Source organism: Paraburkholderia sp. WC7.3g, assembly GCF_050436345.1.
GTDB lineage: Bacteria > Pseudomonadota > Gammaproteobacteria > Burkholderiales > Burkholderiaceae > Paraburkholderia > Paraburkholderia podalyriae.
In genome coordinates, this window is record NZ_JBNDMA010000003.1 from 398316 (window position 1) to 413455 (window position 15140).

Annotated in this window: 10 protein-coding genes and 2 pseudogenes; 2 read left to right on the top strand and 10 right to left on the bottom strand. The window is 61.4% G+C overall.

Annotated elements, in window-relative coordinates; genetic code table 11:
• Nucleotides 1–329 precede the first annotated feature (329 nt).
• From OKW43_RS33265 to OKW43_RS33285, 5 genes are all read right to left on the bottom strand, one after another.
• Nucleotides 330–602, bottom strand: coding sequence for a DUF1488 family protein (locus tag OKW43_RS33265; RefSeq protein ID WP_429452492.1), 273 nt, complete (start codon nucleotides 600–602; stop codon nucleotides 330–332).
• Nucleotides 603–782: 180 nt separating this feature from the next.
• Nucleotides 783–2498, bottom strand: a complete 1716-nt coding sequence (locus OKW43_RS33270) for a phage integrase family protein (RefSeq protein ID WP_429452494.1) — start codon at nucleotides 2496–2498, stop codon at nucleotides 783–785.
• A gap of 549 nt (nucleotides 2499–3047) precedes the next feature.
• Nucleotides 3048–4061: an IS110 family transposase gene (locus tag OKW43_RS33275; protein ID WP_429452496.1), complete on the bottom strand. Its 1014-nt coding sequence runs from the start codon at nucleotides 4059–4061 to the stop codon at nucleotides 3048–3050.
• Nucleotides 4062–4171: 110 nt separating this feature from the next.
• Nucleotides 4172–5554, bottom strand: a complete 1383-nt coding sequence (locus tag OKW43_RS33280; RefSeq protein WP_429452498.1) for an IS4 family transposase — start codon at nucleotides 5552–5554, stop codon at nucleotides 4172–4174.
• 823 nt (nucleotides 5555–6377) lie between these two features.
• The gene (locus OKW43_RS33285; RefSeq protein ID WP_429452500.1) at nucleotides 6378–7322 is read right to left on the bottom strand and encodes a LysR family transcriptional regulator; all 945 of its coding nucleotides are present in this window, start codon (nucleotides 7320–7322) and stop codon (nucleotides 6378–6380) included.
• Nucleotides 7323–7429: 107 nt separating this feature from the next.
• Here OKW43_RS33285 and OKW43_RS33290 point away from each other — a divergent pair, with 107 nt between their 5' ends.
• Nucleotides 7430–8941: a CoA-acylating methylmalonate-semialdehyde dehydrogenase gene (locus OKW43_RS33290; protein ID WP_429452502.1), complete on the top strand. Its 1512-nt coding sequence runs from the start codon at nucleotides 7430–7432 to the stop codon at nucleotides 8939–8941.
• Between the two features lie 342 nt (nucleotides 8942–9283).
• Here the strand turns inward: OKW43_RS33290 and istB are convergent, their stop codons facing one another.
• The 4 genes and pseudogenes from istB to OKW43_RS33310 all read right to left on the bottom strand — a co-directional run bounded on the left by istB (nucleotide 9284) and on the right by OKW43_RS33310 (nucleotide 12804).
• Nucleotides 9284–10102, bottom strand: coding sequence for an IS21-like element helper ATPase IstB (gene istB, locus OKW43_RS33295; RefSeq protein ID WP_429452504.1), 819 nt, complete (start codon nucleotides 10100–10102; stop codon nucleotides 9284–9286).
• Nucleotides 10099–11589 (bottom strand): IS21 family transposase, encoded by a 1491-nt coding sequence (istA, locus tag OKW43_RS33300; RefSeq protein ID WP_429452506.1) that lies wholly within the window; start codon nucleotides 11587–11589, stop codon nucleotides 10099–10101. The genes istB and istA overlap by 4 nt, the downstream gene beginning before the upstream one ends.
• A 97-nt stretch (nucleotides 11590–11686) precedes the next feature.
• Nucleotides 11687–11959: a hypothetical protein gene (locus OKW43_RS33305; protein WP_429452508.1), complete on the bottom strand. Its 273-nt coding sequence runs from the start codon at nucleotides 11957–11959 to the stop codon at nucleotides 11687–11689.
• 355 nt (nucleotides 11960–12314) lie between these two features.
• Nucleotides 12315–12804, bottom strand: a pseudogene (locus tag OKW43_RS33310) (hypothetical protein).
• Nucleotides 12805–12883: 79 nt separating this feature from the next.
• Between OKW43_RS33310 and OKW43_RS33315 the strand changes: the two are divergent.
• A pseudogene (locus OKW43_RS33315) lies at nucleotides 12884–13693 on the top strand (IS110 family transposase); the annotation flags it as partial.
• A 279-nt stretch (nucleotides 13694–13972) separates the two neighbouring features.
• On the opposite strand, the gene OKW43_RS33320 reads toward OKW43_RS33315, so the two are convergent.
• Nucleotides 13973–15130: a PLP-dependent aminotransferase family protein gene (locus OKW43_RS33320; protein WP_429452510.1), complete on the bottom strand. Its 1158-nt coding sequence runs from the start codon at nucleotides 15128–15130 to the stop codon at nucleotides 13973–13975.
• Nucleotides 15131–15140 lie beyond the last annotated feature (10 nt).

Below are 15140 nucleotides of genomic sequence, written 5' to 3' on the forward strand. Positions count from 1 at the left end.
CCCGCAACGGACCTTTTTCACGGCAGCTTATCGTCGCAGGCGAACGGCTCGGTACAAGGCCCAGCCGCGACGTCCGTCTTTTTTCCGTTTCAGCTACGCGCCAGAGATTGCGCCGCATCCCGTGCGTGCTCAAGCCGCCCCGGCACTCATAACGCAACTAACTGTCAAACGCTCGCGGCCTCTCGCCTAGCTTCGCCACCACCCCGTCTGGCAGAAGGATGGGATAGCGGGCCACCGTCTCGTCCGTCCGAAAAAGGACAGGCGCTGTTGAGCAACCCATGATGTCCCTGCCGACAACGATGTGGCGTCACCTGCCTTGCTCGCTTTGATCAGTGGCGCCTGAAATCGTCAGGTGTCAGTTCGACGACGCGTGCGCCCGGGTGCGCGAGCAGCTTGCGTTCAGCGATCGCGCGGATGCGCCTGTATCCGTTGCGGAAGGTCCTGAGGATCTGGAGGTCGTCAGCCCGGTCTTCGAGCCAGAAGTGGGCCTCCAGCGCTGCCGCCGTGATGACGCATTCGACGAGGGCATGCCCTTTGACGAGGCGGAATGACACGCCTTGCCGGTTTGCCAGAATCTGCGGCTCGAATTCAGGTTTTTCCATGACGGGTTTCAGGTTGCTGGGCGTTGCCGTTTGCGCGGGTAAAGCGGTATGCGCGTCGGTCGGATGAGGCTGGCGATGGCCGCCAGCATCAGGGTAGAGGCTGCGGGGCATCGAGACGCGCGCAGGCGGGCATAACGGAAGGGCTGCTGACAGGCGCGTCGGTGACGCGAGCGGTTACTCTCACTTCCGGGTTGTAAAAGCCTCGCCGATCTGGCGCGCGCGCTTCACTTCGTCGCTGTGCAGGTAAATCGACGTCGTCGAGACGGAAGCGTGCCGCAGGTTGTCGCGCACCGTGGTGAGTTCGGCGCCGTGCCCCAGCGCATAAGTGGCATGGGTGTGACGCATCCAGTGAGGGCTCGCGCGGCGCAGCTTCTTCGCGAGCGGCGGGTGATCGGTCTCGATCGCACTGGCGGCAAGGACGAGAAAGCGCTCGAGCACGCTCCATAGCCGCACACTGCTGATGGCCGCGTCACTGTCCGCTTCCAGGCTGCCGATGACCGGTGTGTCCGGCCGCCAGCGCGCCGTAGTAGTCGGCAACTGGCGCCCGGCCAGATAGCGGACCAGTGCGTCCCACGCGAGCGGCGGCAGCGCCACCCGCGCGACCTTGCCGCCTTTGCCGGTGACCCGCAGCCAGTGCTCGCCGCGTGCATCCGTCTCGACGTGGCCGAGCGTCGCGCCGACCAGCTCACTCGCGCGCAAACCCGTCGCAAAGCCGAAATCGAGCAGGAACCGTAAGCGCTGCGCGGCCGGAACCGTCCAGCCGTGAGACCATTCCAGCCCGTCGGCCATTGTACGAACCAGTGCCCATTCTCCGTCGGTAAAGGCACGCGCCGCGTCGAGCGCCGCTGCCGCCTTGCCGCCGCGCACCTTGATGCCCGCAAACGGATTGGCCAGCACGTAGCGCTGTTCGACCAGCCAGCGGAACAGGGCGCCGAGAATCGACAGCGCGTGCGCGACCGAGCGCGCCGACAGGGTGCCGTTAAACGGCCGCCAGTCCGGTGACGTGCGGGGGCGCACCGGGCCGATCCAGCGTCCCCGCGGCGCCGGATGGCGCAGGAACGTCCGGTAGGCGATCGCGTCTTCGGTCGTGAGCGACGACAGCGCGCGGCCGCGCTCGACGATGGCCCAGAGGATCAGCCGCTCGGCTTCCTTGCGGTAGGTCCGCTGCGTGGCGGGCGACTCGTGCAGGGACAGCCACGTCTGCACGGCCTCGTAGTCGTTGGACGCGTCGAGCGTGCAGGTGGCGGCCGGTGCGCGGAACGTGCCGGCGGAGCCGTCGACCTCGTGCGGCAGTTTGAGGGTTTCCCAGGGCACAATGTCGCCGCGGTGGCTGGCGACCACCAGCGCACGCGCCCTGTCCGTGAGCGCAGGCCAGGCGGCGAAGAACGCCTCGATCGAACGGGCGCTCGCCATGCCGAGTCCCGGCACGGCCTTCCACCATTGGCGCCGGCGCGGAACGCGCACGGTGAGATCGGCGAGCGTCGTGATGCCGTGTGCATGCAGCACGCGCACCACGCGCGGGGAAAACCACTGCGCGACGTCGTCGGCGATCTGCGGTTCCGGTGGGCGCGCCGTGCGCAGCGCATCGATCGCCTGCGCCACGCCTTTCGCGTGCTGCTCACGTCCCGCTACCGGATGAGTGAGGAGTGCGACGAGATCGTCGCGATGGGCCGCGCGGGCAATGTCCAGCAGTTTGCTGCGGATGCGCCCGAGCACGCCGCGCGCCGATTTCCCGCCACCGAGTGCGGAGGGCAGGTAACGCGCCACGGCCTGCCGCACAGACACCCCGGCGTACCACGCGCGCAGCACGGCAAGCTCGTCGGCACCGGGAAAACCGGACTCGGAAGATTCAACGTCAGCAGCAGGCGGGGAGGGCAGGGTGAGGTGCGTTTTCATAGGCCCTAGTTTAGCGAAAAAACAAACACATTTAGATAAGAACACTTATATTAAGAGTGCTATTGAGCGCGCGCAATTTTTGAGGGGAGTACATCTTCACGGATTGTTCTGCGGACCCCTTTGTGAGCTCAGGATTACCCACACCCATTAGCGGGCCGGTGTCAAGCGAGCAGCAAACTACCTGGCCGCGATAGCGGCCAGTCTCAACCTTCCAGTTCCCGATCGCAGCAGCCGGGCGCATCCGTTTCTTCAACTGGTGGCTGCGACGGATCGCGCCACACACCCATGTGGATCAGGCGAGCGGCGATGCAACCTGCCGTCGCCCTGGCGGCTTCATTCCGCCCCAGAAGAACGTTGGTACCGCAGTGCGTCCATGTGGTTGCACAAGTGCAGGGGCTGCCCCGGGGGCGCCAATCGGTAGCTGGTTCGCACTGCAGGCGGTCCGCTTTTAAAGTGCTCATCGGGGACGGCGGCACGACATCCCATTCAAATTGGATGGGCTTTGAGGCCAGTGGGTAATTGGGGCTTGCCGGTCGCCGTCATCAACCTTTATGTAAAGCAGCGTTTGACATCAAACGGTTTGTGCTCCTTCAGAATATGGAAGCATGCACGGGCCAGTTTGTGGGCCAGCGCCTTGCGCGCCACGATGGAGTTGGTTCGGGCCTTCTTGCGTTCGTAAAATCGCCGGGCTTCAGGACAGTAGCGCTGGGCGAAGTTCGCTGCCTCGACGAACGCCCAGCACAGGTACGGATTGCCGTTCCTGACATTGCCTTCGCCTTTCTTCTTTCCGTTGCTCATGCGTTGGCTATCCACGCAGCGCGCGTAGGAGGCGAAGTTGCCGGCGCTGGCGAAGCGCTCAATCGGGCCGACCTCCAGCAGGATGACGGTTGCAAGAATCCGTCCGATGCCAGGCACGGTTGCCAGCAGTGCGCGGGCGGGGTTCGGTGTGACTTTTTCCTGAAGACGTTTTTCGAGGACATCGATCTGCGTGCAGAGCGTTGCGATGACCGCAACGTTTGCACGAACCGCGAGTGCGACGTCCTCGGGCAGTCCCATCAGGTTGATTGCTTCGTCGTCTAGCCGACGGACCTGGTTGCTCGTGATGCGTTTGCCGAGCTGACGCGCAGTAACGTTTTCTACCGCGAGGATGTGGCTGGTGCGGTTGCGCACCAGTTGCATACGCCTGCGGGCCAGGTCCCGCACGTTACGCGCTTCGGGGGGCAGAATTGTGCCCGTGGGCACGATGCCCAGTCGCAACAGGTGGGCCAGGTAACGCGCGTCCGTCTCGTCACCGCTATGCTTGAGCCCCTCGTATTGCTTGATCGCCGTCGTGTGCGCAAGATGAACCGTGAAGCCCTCTGCCTGAAGACCGTCGACGAGCCAGTACCAGTTGTACGTCGATTCGATTACGACGCCGGCGAGGTCCGGCTGGCAGGACGCGAGAAACGCGAGAATTCCTGACAGTTCGTTGGGTAGCCGCTTCTCGGCGACTACCCGGTCCGTCTCGTCTGTCACGCTTATCACGCTATTTGTCGAATGCAGGTCAATGCCGCAATATTTCATTTCGGGCCTCCCGTTCGGGTAGGGTGATTGGGCACACTCACTTTAACCCCGCTGCCCTTCAGGGCAGCGGCCGGAGGCCCGCTAGATGATTTTCAAGTTGACTGATCATGCTATTCGTTTTGCCTGAAGAGGCGATACATCTTCGTGATCTCATGCAGTATCAGGAACCCGCGCCACATGACTGTGGGGCCGGGCGGGTGGTCATGCTTGCGATTCAGATAACCGCCGAGCATGGCGATCCACAGGACGGCCTGCCCCAGCGATGGAATTTGCTTTGGCGGTTTCGTGGTGCCATGTGTGTGGCTGTACAGTGCTTGCCATTCGACGGGTTGCAACAGTACTTCGCACGACAGGTCTCCGTCGGCCCGTGCGAGCAGGGTCGCATACAGGATGCGCCAGGCGATGACGGCAAACAGCGCGGTCGCGCGTACAAAGCGATCGAGATTGCCGAATTGCCGGGCCTCAATCTGGCAACCGCTTTTCAGGACGCGATGCCACGTCTCGATCGTCCAGCGGCGCGCATACCAGGCCAGCCGCTCGAGGACCTCATCAAACGTGGTCGTCGGCACCGAGCTCAGCAGCATCCATTCCAGCGCTTCTATGCCTTCCGGCGGTGCCTCTTCGAGAGCGTGAATCGCAAACACATCGGTCTGCTGCAAACGGCTTTGGCTTTTGCGCCTCATCGGGGCCCGCAATCTGACGGCCGTGCAACGCAAGGTCAGTCGTGCGGTACGTTGCGGCACGTTGCCTCTGGCTGGCACCAGAAGCTCCGTATTGCCTACAGGCGCAGTAGCCAACACAGTATCCCAAAGATACTCTTCGGGATGCATGACGCGCCGGTTGCGAGAAGCACGAACCAGCCAGTCCACGCCATCAGGACGGTCATTAGTGAACAGTTCGTACAGGTCGCTCTCGCGGTCTCCTACGCCGACACGCCGGGTTTCGGTACAACGGGCCTTGAGCGCGGCAAGATGCTCCATGCCTTCAATCCATTTAATGCTTTCCTTCTCTTCGATCGGGCGCGTTTTGGGGTGAGGCTTCTTGCCGAACTTTTCTTCGGGGCGCACCCAGGTCTTCATGCCCAGCACACCCAGCGGCAGGCCCTCGGGGGTCACGGCCAGCAGGCTGTGCATGATGAAACCGCGCTCGTGACGCCCGGAGCCGTAACCCAGGCCCTCTGTCGCGGGCAGATGCGACAGGTTGAATTCAGTGGTGTCTTGCACCGCCAGCACAACAGGTACCTGCCTCATGCGATCCAAGGTTTGCGCAATGTGCGGCGCCAGGATTCCATCGGTATCGATCTGCGCATTGTCGAAGAACCGGTACGCCGCCTTAAGCTCTGCAGGCTTGAGCGATTGCGGAAACGACCCCTGCGGGCTGAAGGCAAGCCGACGCGCCAGCGCAATCAGACGCCGCGACAGACGCGCGTCGCCCAGATTCGCTTCGCCGAACTCGGTGCCTGCCCAATCGTCCGTATCGCTTTCGCCAGCCAATCTCGATTACCACTGCAGCACAGGATGGCTGAAGTTAACATCGCCCCCTCTCGTTTACAAGCAGAAAATCCCCTCTTCACTCACAGAAATGTGGGTAATCCTGAGCTTTGTGAGGGATGTGCCGGTGTTCCCATCGACATAGTGTCGGTAACTCTCCGTACTCCGCCCGACGCCGGTCTGCGGCGCACAGATGCATCAGGAGTAAAGGTTTAGAAGAAAGTGAGAGAACAGGTCGCGCGTGATCGCTGTACGCGTGGAGGCGGCGATCGAACAGCGATTGACGCAGTTGGCGGAAGTCACAGGGCGCAGCCAGTCGCATTTTCTCAAGCAGTTGATCGACAGGGGCATCGAGGCGATGGAAAACCTGTGGGTACCGCCGGAAGTAGTTGCGCAGGTCCGCGGCGATGCAATGCCAGCGCAGCAGATTGGACGACCTTGGATCTGTTTGGGGATCCAGTTTGCGAGCAGTGAGCACGGTCGCACAGTATATCCGCGAGGGACGGGCGGCGAGAGACAGCATGGAAGCATGGTGCCACCATACAGCGCAAGCGGCCGGCCGACGTACGGTCGTCGTCATCCGCCGCTCGGCTTTTTCGTCGCCAATCGAGCTTATGTAAGACTGGCTCGAGGCCCGGCAGGCAAAGGATACGGCAGCATAACCCGCGTCCTCTGGAAAGCGAAGTACGGCGCGAAGCTCAGGGGATTCATTCGTCACCCCCACCGACGCGCGTTCCGAAAAGGTTGGTGCAGGCGGCCGTCCTCCGTCAATTTTTAGCCTCCTCCAGAGAATTAATGAACGCCGTTGCCTTTGTTGTTGACGCCGCTATTGGACTGAAAAGCCACCAGCAAACGTTTCACGAAGATACTTGACGAACAGTGCGACGGCACGCGGCACGTGAGGCGCGTAGGGTCGTACGACATAGAGCTGTTCGGCGAAGGCCCCAACGGGGCGCCAATCCGGCAAAAGGACGACCAGTTTGCCTGCTCGAATGGCCGTCTCGGCGGTAAAGTCAGGTAGGAGTGCGATGCCCATATCATCAAGCGCGGCGTCTCGCAAAGCCTCGCTGTTGTTGGCTGAAAACTGCCCGTTCACCGTGACCGTGACTGGTCCGGCATCTGATTTGCGTGCCGTCTTGCGGTCAAATGACCAGATTCCTGCACCTAGCGCACGGGGGTAAAACAGGCAACTGTGAGACGCCAGGTCCGCGGGGGATTCTGGAAGGCCTCGCCGCTTGACGTAAGCCCGCGTCGCAACGATCACAGAGCGTGTTTCGCACAGTTTCCAGGCGACATGTGTTTCGGGTACCTGTGCGCTATGCCTGATTGCGAGATCGAATCCTTCAGTGGCAATCGAACTGAGTCGGTCAGACACTTCGAGTTGCAGGCGGACTTGAGGATTCGCCCGCAGAAAGTCCGACACTTTCGGCACTAGTTGCTGTCGGGCAAATGCCACAGGCGCTGTCACCCGGATCAATCCGCGTGCCACGCCGGCCATTTCCCGGACCGTCGCGAAGCTGGTCGCGATGTGTTCGTACTCTCCCCGTATGTTTTCAACGAGCCGCTGTCCGGCTTCGGTGAAGCGCACGCTACGCGTAGTTCGCTGTACCAGTGAAACGCCCGCGACCCGTTCCAGCTCCGCGATGCGCTGGCTCATCGCCGCCTTGCTTACCCCGAGGCGAGCCGCGGCGGCAGTATAGCTTCCTTGTTCCGCAAGCACAGTCAACCAGTGCAAATGCATCCAGAGGCCCTCGACCTTTTCGATATCCATGAGTGTATTGTTCACTATTCAAAACAGTCATTTCAATCTTAGCGCCTTTGCAGGGTCAATGGTTCTTCATACACTGCTTCACCGAAACCAAAACTTGAGGAGTCGACATGCAAGCATTTAACGATACGACCGATGTGGCGCATTTCATTCACGGTGAAATAGTCCGTGGGTCGGGGCAGCGAACCCAGCCCATCTTCAATCCTGCGACGGGCGAGCGTCCGCGTCAGTTGTTGTTGGGCGAGGTGGCCGATGTCGGCACGGCGGTCGCAAGTGCGAAGGCCGCCTTTCCAAAGTGGAGCAACACGCCCCCGATCCGCCGTGCCCGCGTGATGCTGCGTTTCCTCGAACTGATGAACAGGCATAGCAACGAACTGGCCGCGATCATCACAGCCGAACACGGCAAAGTGTTTTCGGACGCACAGGGCGAGGTGGCACGCGGCATCGACGTAATCGAATTTTCCTGCGGTATTCCGCAATTGCTCAAGGGTGACTATACCGAACAGGTTTCGACGGGAATGGACAACTGGACGGTTCGTCAGGCTCTCGGCGTTGTAGCTGGCATTACACCGTTCAACTTCCCGTGCATGGTGCCGTGCTGGATGTTCCCGGTTGCGATTGCCGCCGGTAACGCTTTCATCCTGAAGCCGAGCGAACGTGACCCATCTGCTTCGTTGTTCATGGCGAAGTTGCTGAAGGAAGCAGGACTGCCCGATGGCATTTTCAATGTGGTTCAAGGCGGCAAGGTCGTCGTCGATGCGCTGCTCGCCCATCCGGACGTCAAGGCTGTGAGTTTCGTAGGTTCCACTCCGATCGCAAACTATATCTACGAGACCGGCGCAAGGAATGGCAAGCGCGTACAGGCACTCGGCGGTGCAAAAAACCATATGGTGGTGATGCCCGATGCGGACCTCGACCAGGCTGTCGATGCGCTGGTGGGCGCCGGATATGGGTCAGCCGGAGAACGCTGCATGGCGATTTCGGTCGCGGTTCTGGTCGGTGACGTCGCCGACAAGATCATTCCGCGCCTGGCCGAACGCGCGCGCAACCTGGTCGTGAAGAACGGCATGGAGCCCGACGCCGAAATGGGCCCTATCGTCACACGTCAGGCACTGGAGCGCATCGAGGGCTACATCGCGACGGGCGTCGACGAAGGCGCAAAGCTGGTGGTCGACGGTCGCGGTCTCAAGGTCGAGGGACATGAGGACGGCTTCTTCACCGGCGGCACGCTGTTCGACAACGTCACGCCTGACATGCGCATCTACAAGGAAGAGATCTTCGGACCGGTTCTCGCGTGCGTTCGCGTCAACGATTTCACTGAGGCCGTCGATCTGATCAATGCGCACGAGTTCGGCAACGGCGTCGCATGCTATACGCGCGACGGTCATATCGCACGCGAATTTGGCCGTCGGATCGAGGTAGGCATGGTCGGCATCAACGTGCCAATTCCGGTTCCGATGGCCTGGCATGGGTTCGGCGGCTGGAAGCGCAGCCTGTTCGGCGATACGCACGCGTACGGTGAAGAAGGCGTCCGGTTCTATACGAAGCAAAAATCCATCATGCAACGCTGGCCGGAAAGCATCGAAAAGGGCGCTGAGTTCGCGATGCCGACAGCGAAGTAAGGCCGACGCGCGTTGCTTTAGTCAGTCACGCGCCGCGCGATGTTACTGCGTGGCGCTTTTTTGCCCGTTTCCAAGGCGGCTAGATCATTTCCGCCGATGTGTGGTGCCCGGCGCGATCGGAGGTCACGAGTTGCTTCAGCTAACCGATATCGCACCGAACCGGGTAGGGCTGGCTGATACGTTAGAACGTGACAGCTTTGCCTGCGAACGTAGCGAACTGACTATGGCCGCAACGCGGGTTGCTGCTCGACGTGCCGCCCGAAGCAGGATTAGACGGCGTCAAGCAGCATGGCCGGTCAGCGACAGCTGTCTTGGCCGGTCGACGGGTGTAGTTGTCGCTGGCTAATTCATAGTTGTCGCGCCTCCATCGTGATTGTCGTCGGGTAATTGTCGCCGGCGCGCGCTCTGTTTGTCGCTGGCTTTACGACGGCGATAGCTTTCGACATTCAGCTCGAAGATCGTCGAGTGATGGACGAGCCGGTCAATGGCTGCGACCGTCATGCCGGGGTCGGGGAACACATCATTCCAGCCAGAGAATGGCTGATTGGCCGTTATTAAAAGACTTTTGCGCTCATACCTCTCGGCGATCAGTTCGAACAGCACACTGGTTTCGGCCTGGTCCTTGCGCGCGTACGACAGGTCATCCAAGATGATGAGATCGAAGCGGTCGAGCTTCGCGAGCGCGGATGGCAGTTGCAGGCTCTGGCGTGCAGCCTGCAGCTTCTGGACGAGTTCGCTGGTGCGCGTGAACAGCACCCGGTAGCCAGCGTCGATCAACGCGTGTCCGATGGCTGATCCCAGATGACTCTTGCCAGCACCAGGTGGCCCGAACAGGAGAATCGTGGCGCCTTTCTCCAGCCAGGATTCCCCGGTTGCCAGCGCCGTAACATGCGCCTTCGAGACCATCGGCACCATGCTGAAGTCGAAGGTAGCAAGTGTCTTGGTCAGGTCCAGGTGCGACTCGGTTCGGTGGCGCTCGATGCGCCGTTTGGCTCGCTCGGCCAGTTCGTGCTCGAGCAATGCGCCGAGCAGCCGTGAAGCCTGCCAGCCCTCCTTGTCAGAGCGTTCCGCGAACTCGGGCCACAATCTGCCGATCGTCGGCAAACGTAGCTCGTTGAGCATCAGAGCCAGACGACCGTTGTCATGGGCCGGGGCGTTCATGCTGCCACCTGGTCGAGCAGCTCGTCGTAGATCGCCACGGGCGGCATGTCGACCACCACTTCGGGACACAAGGCCTGACGCGGCGCGAACTCGTCGCGCAACTGCTTCAGATCGGGCAGGTCACCGGCCGCGAGCAACGCTTCAAGCCGTTCGGCCAGTACCGCTTCAACGCCGTGGTGTCCCGCGAGTTCGAGCAGGCCCACCATGCTCTTGCAGGCGTGACGTTGCGACAGTTGCGCCTCCAGTTGCTCCCAGGTCCGGCGATAGGCTTCGCGAGGAAACAGTGCATCACGAAACGCGAGCCCCTTGAATGCCTGTGGCTTGCGCCTGAGCGAGTCGATGAAGTGGCGGTAATCAAGCGCGTGGCGGTTATCGGCGGCACGGGAGGCTCGCGGCGTACTGTGCACCAGTGCGCCCGACAGATAGCATTCGAGCCGGTCACCGTAGAGACGCACCTTGAGGCGATGGCCGATCAGGCGCGACGGCGCGCTGTACAGGATGCCGCGCACGGTGAACGTGCTGCAACGGGTCACGAGCGCCTCTTCCTCGACGAAGTCAGTGGTGCGGCGTTCAGGCAAATCCTGCAACTGTGCGCGCTCAATGCGAAACGCCGCAGCGTTGCGCCGGTTCCGGCGCATCACCACCTCACGGATGAATTCATCGTAGGCCGCCCGGTCCGCGAAGTCGCGATGGCCGCGCAGCATCAGGGCCTGGTCGACCGCCTCCTTCAGATATCGATGCGAGGATTCCACACCATTCTCGTGACCCAGACCGCGATTGTTGCGCGTACCCTCCATGCCGTAATGATCGAGTAGCGCTGCGTAACGCGTCGTGAAGTCCTGCTGTTCGGTCAGGTTCTTGAAGGCAGCCGACAGGCTGTCAGAGCGATGTTCACGCGGGCAGCCACCTGCCTGCCACAGCGCGTTCTGCAATCCGGCCGCGAGGGCTTCGAAACTCTCGCCGCCTTCAATCACGTTCGCGTACTCCCAGCGCGAGAACGCCAGCACGAAGTGATACAACCGGTGGCCGAATGGCGCACCGCCAATCGTCACGCACAGCTTGCGCATATCGGTGAAGTCAGACAGCCCACGCACGCCGGGTTGGTGCTCCTGAGGGAAGAAGATCTCCTGACTCGGTCCTTCGAGCGCCCGCCACTGGCGAATACGCCGCTCCAGCGTGCGCCGCATGCTATCGGGATAACGATCCGGGTGATCATCCTGCAGCTTGCGCAGGACCGTGATGCCCATCAGGTGCGGCGCGCTGCGCAGCAACGGTACGACTTCGCTGTCCCAAACGTCGACGAAGGGATCAGGGCGGGTACGCCATGATTGACGCGGCTTCTGGGAGGGCAGCGTGGCATCGCGCTCGATGCGGCGCGCCGTACGCACGCTGATGCCGGTCTTGGCGGCGGCCACTTCCTGCGAATGATGTTTGCGCTTGTTCATGTAGAGACGAACCTGTTGGTCGGTAATGCGGGTTCCTGACATGAGCTGACCGCTTCTTCTTTAAGCTTCGATCAGCCCATCCTAAAGCCCCGCCGACACAGCGCTGCCGGTGGCTCGTCGTCTCCGGCGGCTACGCCGCCTACGACTCCTCACCACCGGCCAAAGCAATCGTCAACGACCGGCCAAGATAATTGTCGCCGCCCACAGGATCGTCGATGGCGTTCGCCCCATACTGGCCGCCGTTAAGGCCCCGATTCGAGATTGCGTTGTTGCGAAGATAGCCGACTTCCGAGCACAAGAGCGTCTGCTTCGACAGGCTGTATGTGCCGGCGAGCATGAACATCGCCGCATTGCCGTTGCCATGGTTTGCGTTCGCGTGATAGACCGCGTCCGTTGGCGTCGCAGGATTCACCTGCCCCGTCATGCCGAGCCAGACGGGATCGACGGCAGTGGGCAGCGAGACGCCCCCAGGCCGCGCCGTCGGCGTTGCGCTACCGCAATAGCCTGCGTCAGAAGATTCCGGCGCGCCCGGATGCTGGTAGCCTGCGTCGAACTTCAGCGCGCCAAGTGCGGTAGGGGCCCGCCGGCCGAAATCGATCGAGATGCCGTGTAGACGTTGCTGATGCGGCCGTTTGCGTCGCGAATCTCGTCCTAGATCACCTGCAGGGTCAGGGACCGGTCCCGTACTGGACTTTGATGCCGTCAGGGGGCATTGTCAGGTTGGCGGATATCGGCTGAATCGGAGTGAAAGTGTATTGGTATCCTAATCACTTGGCATTGATGCAGGCTTCGTCCACCCTCCAGCGTTGCCATGCCGCCAAGCGCGCCTTGACTTCGATACGATGACACGAGGCATTCATCCGGTGTCTGGGCAACGCGAAGTGCTGGCGGATCGGTCCGAAGCTGGAAAGAAATGCCTGCGTGTGCTTGGGGCGCGAAAGCCGCACATCTGGCGTTCTCGTCGGCGGGTGGGCTGGTGGCTATTCGCTGCGCGGTTGTTAACGCGCGCAGCCGCCTTGACGAATACATGCCTGACGTGAGCGAGCTCCGGGATCTCCGCCTTCGCGGCAGGGCCCTGGCCTGACGGGCAAACACCGCGCCGAATTTCTCGCACCAGCAGCGGATCGTCTCGTAGGTCACGACGACGCCACGTTCGAACAGCAGTTCCTCGATGTCGCGCAGGCTCAGGCTGAACCTGAAATACCAGCGAACCGCGCAGCTGATGACGACGGCGGGAAAACGGTGGCCGTGATAGATGCTATGGGAGGGCTGCGGAAGTAGGCCCGGCGGAGTAAAAACGGGATTCGCAGACCCGTTTTCTCAAGGAGCACGCAAAATGGATGCGCCTGACACAGCCCTCCGAGGGCAGAATACGACGGTAGCTGCCCGGCTATACGTGGCTTTTGAACTGGGCGATAAGAGCTGGAAGCTCTCACTGGGTGATGGCCACCGCGCGCCGAGCCGGTGTACGGTCGTCGCAGGTGATGCCTCGGCGGTCCTCACCGCCATCGCCAACGCCAGAGTGCGTTGCCACCTCAGCGCCGAAGCACCCGTCTACAGCTGTTACGAGGCTGGCCGCGACGGCTTCTGGCTGCACCGTTGGCTGGCTCAGCAGGGTATCGTCAATCTCGTGGTGGATTCGGCCAGTATTGAGGTGAACCGGCGCTCCCGTCGCGCGAAGACGGACCGCCTTGATAGCGACAAGTTGCTCTCGATGCTTATGCGTTATTACGCGGGCGAGCACCGGCTATGGGCCGTCGCGCGCATCCCGACGCCTGAGCAGGAAGACGACCGGCGCCTGCACCGTGAACTGGAGCGTCTGCGGCAGGAGCGTACCGCACACACCAACCGGATCCGCTCCTTGCTCGTGCTGCACAACCTTCGGGTCAGATATGTCGGTGGCCGGATCTGGACTGACTGGTGGGCCCAGCAGCGCGAGCAACTGCCGCCCGGCCTGCGCGCCGAGATTGAACGCGAATGTGAGCGGCTCGCGCTTGTGCGCAAACAGGTAAGCCTGCTCGAAGCACTGCAGGACCAGCAGGTGCGCAGCGGCTCGCACCCCGGCATGGCGTTGCTGGCACAGCTTGCGGGAATCGGCACAGGCAGCGCCTGGACCCTTGCTCTCCTGTTTCGATTTTGGTCGGAATCCCATACCGTTTCCATCGGGTAGGTCTTGATGTTGATATCGGCTGCAGAGCGATGACGTGCTGATCGTACTGAACGCACAGGAATTGACTGGTTCCGAGACACGCGCGAAGGGGGTGTCTGCCTATATAACGGACGGATCCTGGGCGAAATCAGTGACCTAGCGCCATGCCGAAAAGCGTTCGTCGAGTTGTTTGCGGTAGAGGGCGGCGCAGTGGATGTCTTCGCTCGACCTACGCTTGTACATCTCGCACCGACTATCCGTAGTACTTGGCATTCTCTAGCCACGCCGCTTAAAGTGCGTCGATGTCAGAAGGCTCGCATGCGCATCGTCTATCTGAGTCAAGCCGCGCTCGATCAAACGCGGCTGGAGATAACTGAAGCTTAAGCGTAGACGGGCTGCACCGCTCGGTCCATGGTGCTTTCCTTCGACGAGTTTCACATTGTGCTTCCGGCGCACCTCGCCGACCAACTCGGCGGAATCGACGCCTTCGGCAAGCGAGACCCAGAACGAAAATCCACCACTCGGAATCTCGTAATCCGGTTTGCAGAATCGGCAGGCCTGTAACTGCCTATGCATTGCGTCGCGCTTGCTCCGGTAGTGCGTCCTTAGGTGTTCGACGTGAGCGTCCAAAGACGACGACTGCAATAAGGCGAGCGCCATATTGCTGACAAGGGGACTCACACCTCCATCGCATTTCAGGTAGGCTAGGCGGTCGACAATTTCCGGCTCGGCCAGCACCCAGCCTACGCGAAGCCCGGGGCCTAAGATTTTGGAGAAGCTATGTACATTGATGATGTTACCACCCGCCTGCAGAATCTCGGGTGACGCGCCTTCATAGGGCAAGTCGCTATAAACCAGGTCCTGCACCAGCCGCACGCCGTTGCGGGACAGTAGAGCCTCCACCTCGACCATATGCCGGTGTGCAAAGTACCGTCCAGTCGGATTGTGGAACGCAGGAGTGGTGTAGTACAACTTGGCTCGCCCCTTTGCGCGCAGCAATGCTTGTTCGAGCAGATCGAGGTCGACGCCCGCGGAATCCGCACCTACTTGAACCACCGTCGCGCCCGCAATAGAGAAAATGCGCAACGCGCCGAGATAGGACGGGTCCTCGGTCAGCACGACGTCTCCTGGGTCGATAAAAGCATCGGCGAGCAGTTGCAGGGCTTGTGAAGCGCCGTTCGTCAGAATGACATTGCCATGCGCCATCCGGTACCTTTGGCCGAGCTGTCCGCGCAGTTCGGGAAGGCCATAGGCGTCGGTGTACTGCGGTAGGTCGGAGATGCTGACGCCCGTCTCGACGGTAAGCGGGTCCGGCCATTGCAGGCGGGCGAATGTCAAAGGATCGGGAAGCCCATAGGCGAAGTTGACTGTGTCCTTGCCTGAGGTGTAGTCGAATATCCCATAACTGAGCGAAGTGCGACTGCGCCTCGACATGACTGGCTCC